General features: G+C 36.4%; 6 protein-coding genes. 4 read left to right on the top strand and 2 right to left on the bottom strand.

Annotated elements, in window-relative coordinates; genetic code table 11:
• Window positions 1-181 precede the first annotated feature (181 nt).
• Both A9239_RS05350 and A9239_RS05345 read right to left on the bottom strand, forming a co-directional pair.
• Window positions 182-829 carry a PKD domain-containing protein gene (locus A9239_RS05350; RefSeq protein WP_048119953.1) on the bottom strand — a complete coding sequence of 216 codons (648 nt, stop codon included), beginning with the start codon at window positions 827-829 and terminating at the stop codon, window positions 182-184.
• A gap of 242 nt (window positions 830-1,071) precedes the next feature.
• The gene (locus A9239_RS05345) at window positions 1,072-1,404 is read right to left on the bottom strand and encodes a hypothetical protein (RefSeq protein ID WP_048119951.1); all 333 of its coding nucleotides are present in this window, start codon (window positions 1,402-1,404) and stop codon (window positions 1,072-1,074) included.
• An 83-nt stretch (window positions 1,405-1,487) separates the two neighbouring features.
• Between A9239_RS05345 and A9239_RS05340 the strand changes: the two genes are divergently transcribed.
• The 4 genes from A9239_RS05340 to A9239_RS05325 form a co-directional block, all read left to right on the top strand.
• Entirely contained in the window at window positions 1,488-1,760 is a 273-nt protein-coding gene (locus A9239_RS05340; protein WP_048119949.1) for a hypothetical protein, read from the top strand.
• Window positions 1,761-1,985: 225 nt separating this feature from the next.
• Window positions 1,986-2,612, top strand: coding sequence for a type 1 glutamine amidotransferase family protein (locus A9239_RS05335; RefSeq protein ID WP_048154472.1), 627 nt, complete (start codon window positions 1,986-1,988; stop codon window positions 2,610-2,612).
• Window positions 2,613-3,194: 582 nt separating this feature from the next.
• Window positions 3,195-3,506: a nuclear transport factor 2 family protein gene (locus tag A9239_RS05330; protein ID WP_338041700.1), complete on the top strand. Its 312-nt coding sequence runs from the start codon at window positions 3,195-3,197 to the stop codon at window positions 3,504-3,506.
• A gap of 185 nt (window positions 3,507-3,691) precedes the next feature.
• On the top strand, window positions 3,692-5,088 hold a 1,397-nt coding region (locus A9239_RS05325), incomplete at its 3' end, for a PKD domain-containing protein (RefSeq protein ID WP_141706375.1).

Raw genomic sequence — 5,088 nt, 5'->3', positions numbered from 1 at the left:
ATTCTACAGGTTAAGTAATTATATAGATTAGTAACTATGTAGCAGCACAAGATTAAAAATAGACAAATTGTGTTTTTAGCTTTCAAAGCTTGTAATTCATCATCTTAGAGTGCAAGGCAATACCTCAATAAAATCTGAAAATTGGTAAAGTATAACATTCCAGTCTACAGCCGTTCGTATGTCAGATACGCTTACCCAATCTATAAAGCTCGTCATCCTTAATTGCAACGAACCATTTGGGAGATACGAAAACGACATCACAACTATCTGTTTCCCCGTTGGCATGCGTAATGAAAGTGTGGACTCTATTAGGATAATCGGGTACTAATGACCAGTTTCCAGTCCAGATATCTCCAGCATTCATATAATATTGAGAATGAAACTCCCAGGGTACAGCATGATATTCGCGTGGTAACCCATCCTCAAAACCAGCGACACTCCACCGAGTTCCGGAAGGATCAAAGCCTTTTCCTGACGTATCTGTCGGAATTTCGACGGTTATATAGTCTGATCTGGTAATAGAATTGCTACCTTCTTCGTTTATTACTTTCATAGTGATGTTATACACACCCGGATTGGTAAACGTATGCGTTGCATTCATGGCATGTTTTGAGTAAGTGCCGTCTCCAAAATCCCATAACCAGGAAGTTGGTATTCCGCCAGTGCTTACGCCAGTAAATTTTACTACAAAAGGAACTGCTCCTCCGGTAACGTTTGCAGAAAAATCAGCTATTGATCTCTCAGTTTGTACAGCCAGTGAAGTAGATGATGACAGAATTAAGAACACAAAAGCTAAAGCTATTGAATAAAATTGTTCTTTGTATCTCATTTTCTTCCCTCATATGCCAATTCAAAATGCACATTTTTTAATATAACGTCCAAATATTCTCTAATATAAAGTCCAAGTGCTTTCTATTATGGCAACATATAATTATGAGGGAAACAAATTTTCTTATTACTGAAACCGAATGTAAATAATCGGTAGCTTGAATATAAATCTAAAATAGCAGATAATCTAAAGCAGTAATAAAATAAATAGCATAAAATAATACTCTCTTTTATATTCCTATTTCACATACATCGTCTTGGATTTGCAACTTCTCTTTTAAGAATTTCTATCCAATCCAGAGCCTGTACTCCGGGATATTCATATCCTAAAAGAAGCACTTCGCTGAATTCTTCGCCTTCAATTGACATGGACCCTGTTACCTCATAGGTTGGAAATGGGACCGGAAGGACTCCTTTTACAGTCTCATCAACTTCCAGTTTCGTAAGTCTGGTTAGGTTATCCGTAAAAAGCACTTCTTCGGCACTGCTTGCAGTTACAATAGGTATTGTACGAATTGAGTGATATATACACGATTCAACCACAGAAAATCCAAGTACGAGTTCTTTCCAGATCATAGGTTCGTTATGATTGATTCTGACAGAGAATATGTCCTTCTAGTATTGTTCCTCATTTTGATGGTCAGAGAAAAGAAGAATTTATGGAAAAAGCCCTTGAAATAGCCTCAAATATTCGATCTGATTCTTACAGAGCAAAGGCACTTTGTTTTATATTATCTCTTATGAGGAATTCTCCAGTGAATAAGCTTTATTTTTTGTGGAGAAGAGTGATTCAAATTCTCAAAGAAGGTACTCGAAGTAACCTACTTTCTAATATCATCACATTAATTCCAGTTATAAATGATTTGGGTGAAGATGAAACGTTATTTGAAATTTCTCAGGCTATTATAGACGTTTCTTATTGGTTTCCATAAAGTAAGTATTCTGATGGGTACTGTGTAGTCTACGGGGTCTGTGTTAAATTTTCTGTATTTAATGATGTCTGTCTGGAGGTAAAAACCCATCAATTACACAGTACCTCACAGAGCCTTTCTATGAATAGAGATACTCTTTATGAGAAGATAGGACAATAGTGTATAAAATGAAATCAAAATATGAAATCAGATATATTTGACATATTAAATACAGCGGGATCAATTATGAAAAGCGCAGTATATCTTTACGTATTTGACACAATGGCTGACTGGGAAATCAGTTATTTAAGCGCTGAATTAAACTCGGGAAGATACTATAAAAAAGGGTTAGAACCTTTAAAAATAGTCACAGTTAGTGTGGACAAAAACCCTGTAATTACAATGGGTGGCATAAAAATACTACCTGATATTGGATATGAAGAACTTATCATTGAAGATGCAGCAGCCCTGATCCTCCCTGGAGGAAATACATGGACAGAACCGATTCACGACCCAATTTTAAAAAAGGCTGAAGAGGGTTTAAAAAAAAGTGTAATTGTTGGGGCAATTTGCGGCGCTACAATGGGACTTGCTGAGAAAGGGATGCTGAATAATAGATGGCACACCAGCAATGATCTTGGATTTCTTAAAATGATGTGTCCAAACTATGCAGGAGAAATGTATTATAAACAAGAACCAGCTGTAACTGACGGAAACCTGATTACTGCTTCCGGAGTAGCTCCACTGGAATTCACTGTTCATGTGTTGAAGAAACTGGATGTATTCTCGTTGGAAACGTTAGATTCATGGTACAATCTTTATCGTACTCACGAATCGAAATATTTCTATGAGCTAATTAATTCTATTCAATGAATTGCAGAATCTCAAATTGAAAAAAGAGACAAAATTTAGGCTGAAGGGCATGTGGATCATTGACAAATCTGGCAAAACAGCCCTTTAGCCTCGTTGACAAGAGATAAACAATTGTAAGGAAATTGCACCCACTATATTTCCATACTATTCTAACTTTGCTTTCAAAAATGAGTGATTTTACGTTATCCTGCGGCTTTATCTGTGTATGCCTAGCAAAAGAATAATCCTAACAATAACGATTCTATTACGATGGCAGATATTTCTCCATGTTCAGAAAAGAAAATAATGATGCTTGTTTTGTGTCAATTTCTTCCGCAATAATTTTGCTTTTTTTGGATAATTCCATTTTCACTTAAAATACCGTGACTTTTTTCAATCGTTTTCAGAAGTGCATTAGGAATAAGAGTATATCCGAAATGAGTGTATCCGAGTACTTTTTCCTGAAAACAAGACAAACAGAAACTCCCTAACAGATCGAGAAATTTAAATACTTTTAAGAATTCGGACTTTCTTAAAATATGGACGTTGTTTAAATGATATCAGTACCTGAAGCACAGGAATTTGCCAGAGAATGGATGAGGCCTGAAACTCCATAACATTAACAGAATTCTCGATCATTACAGTGAAGATTTCGAGATGACTACTCCTATGATAGTCCTTGTAATGAATGATCAAACAGGAACCCTCAAAGGTAAGAAGAATGTGAAACCATACTGGGAAAAAGCACTTGAAAGAGTTTTTGATCTTCGGTTTGAGTTGATTGATGTGTTTGTAAGTGTCAATAGCCTGGTAATCTATTATAAAGCAGTTTTAGGAAAACGTGCTGCAGAAATTTTGTTTTTTGGAAAAGATGGTAAGGTTCATAGAAGTATTGCTCATTATAACGAAATTTAATTTTTAAAATTTCAATCTTATTCATTTTACAAATTTATATTAAAGTTAACATAAAATTTTATTAATATATAGAAATATAATATTTTTTATTAACAACACTTTCTTTATATAGAAAAAAACATTTAACATTATTAATCTTTTTTTATTAATCAAAAATTAACTTACTGTGATCCAAGGTGAAATAAATGAAACTTGATGAAACACGAAGAGTTTATTCTCTCATTGGAATTTTAGGAATAACGTTGATGTTTTTTTTAATGCTCGTGAGTATCGCAGGCGCATACCCGTTTGCGTATATTACAAACAGGGGTGGTACTGTTTCTGTAATTGACACAGCAACAAACAAGGTTACAGCCACGATAAACGTAGGATCTGGTCCCCAGGGAGTTGCAGTCAACCCGGCGGGAACAAAGGTATATGTGACAAACTATTATAACAAGACTGTCTCTATAATTGACACAGCTACAAATAAGGTTACGGCCAAGGTAACCGTAGGAGGATATCCTTATGGAGTTGCGGTCAACCCGGATGGAAAAAAGGTATATGTGACGAATATTTATAGTAGAACTGTCTCCGTAATTGACACTGCAACAAACAATGTTACAGCCACAATAAATGGATTCTACAAACCTATTGGAATTGTAGTCAACCCGACAGGAACAAAGGTATATGTGACGAACTATGGAGATAAAACTGTTTCTGTAATCGACGCAGCTACAAATACTGTTACAGCCACGGTGACAGTAGGATCCCGTCCCTGGGGAGTTGCAGTCAACCCGGCTGGAACAAAGGTATATGTGACAAACGATGACGATGGTACTGTTTCTGTAATTGATACTGCAACAAACACGATTAAAGCAACGGTGACAGTAGGATCCAAAACCTATCCCTGGGGAATTGCAGTCAATCCGGATGGAACAAAGGTATATATAACAAGCAGGAAAAGCAAAAATGTCTTTGTAATTGATACAGCTACAAACAAGGTTACGGCCAAGGTAACCGTAGGAAAATATCCTTATGGAGTTGCAGTCAACCCGGCTGGAACAAAGGTATATGTGGCGAACCGTGACAGCACTGTCTCTGTAATTGACACTGCAACAAACAAGGTTACAGCCAGTGTGAAGGTAGGAATATGGCCTATTGCTTTTGGGCAGTTTATATTTACTTTCACACTAGCTCCTTTCGCAGACTTTTCTGCAAAACCTACCGAAGAAAAAGCGCCATTAACAGTTACCTTTACCGACGAAAGTCTGAGATCCCCGACTAAATGGAAATGGAGTTTTGGAGATGGAACAACTTCAACCAAGCAGAATCCAACGCATAAATATTCTAAACTAGGTAGGTATACGGTAACACTGACAGCAACAAATGATAACGGCAGTAACACGGTAACAAAAACAGAATATATAAAAGTGGTAACAAAACCTGTTGCAAACTTTACTAGCAGTGTTACATCAGGGAAAACACCATTAAACGTTAAATTTACTGACGTAAGCACAGGAACACCAACTAAATGGCAATGGGATTTTGGAGACGGATCAAAGTCATTCCTCCAGAATCCAATTCATAAGTACTCCAAGGC

Source organism: Methanosarcina sp. A14 (assembly GCF_001729375.1).
Lineage (GTDB): Archaea > Halobacteriota > Methanosarcinia > Methanosarcinales > Methanosarcinaceae > Methanosarcina > Methanosarcina barkeri.
This window is presented reverse-complemented; position numbering and strand designations above follow the sequence as displayed.

Coding starts and splice junctions, on each gene's coding strand:
- A9239_RS05350 (WP_048119953.1), bottom strand. CDS start 829: ATGAGATACAAAGAACAATTTTATTCAATAGCTTTAGCTTTTGTGTTC.
- A9239_RS05345 (WP_048119951.1), bottom strand. CDS start 1,404: ATGATCTGGAAAGAACTCGTACTTGGATTTTCTGTGGTTGAATCGTGT.
- A9239_RS05340 (WP_048119949.1), top strand. CDS start 1,488: ATGGAAAAAGCCCTTGAAATAGCCTCAAATATTCGATCTGATTCTTAC.
- A9239_RS05335 (WP_048154472.1), top strand. CDS start 1,986: ATGAAAAGCGCAGTATATCTTTACGTATTTGACACAATGGCTGACTGG.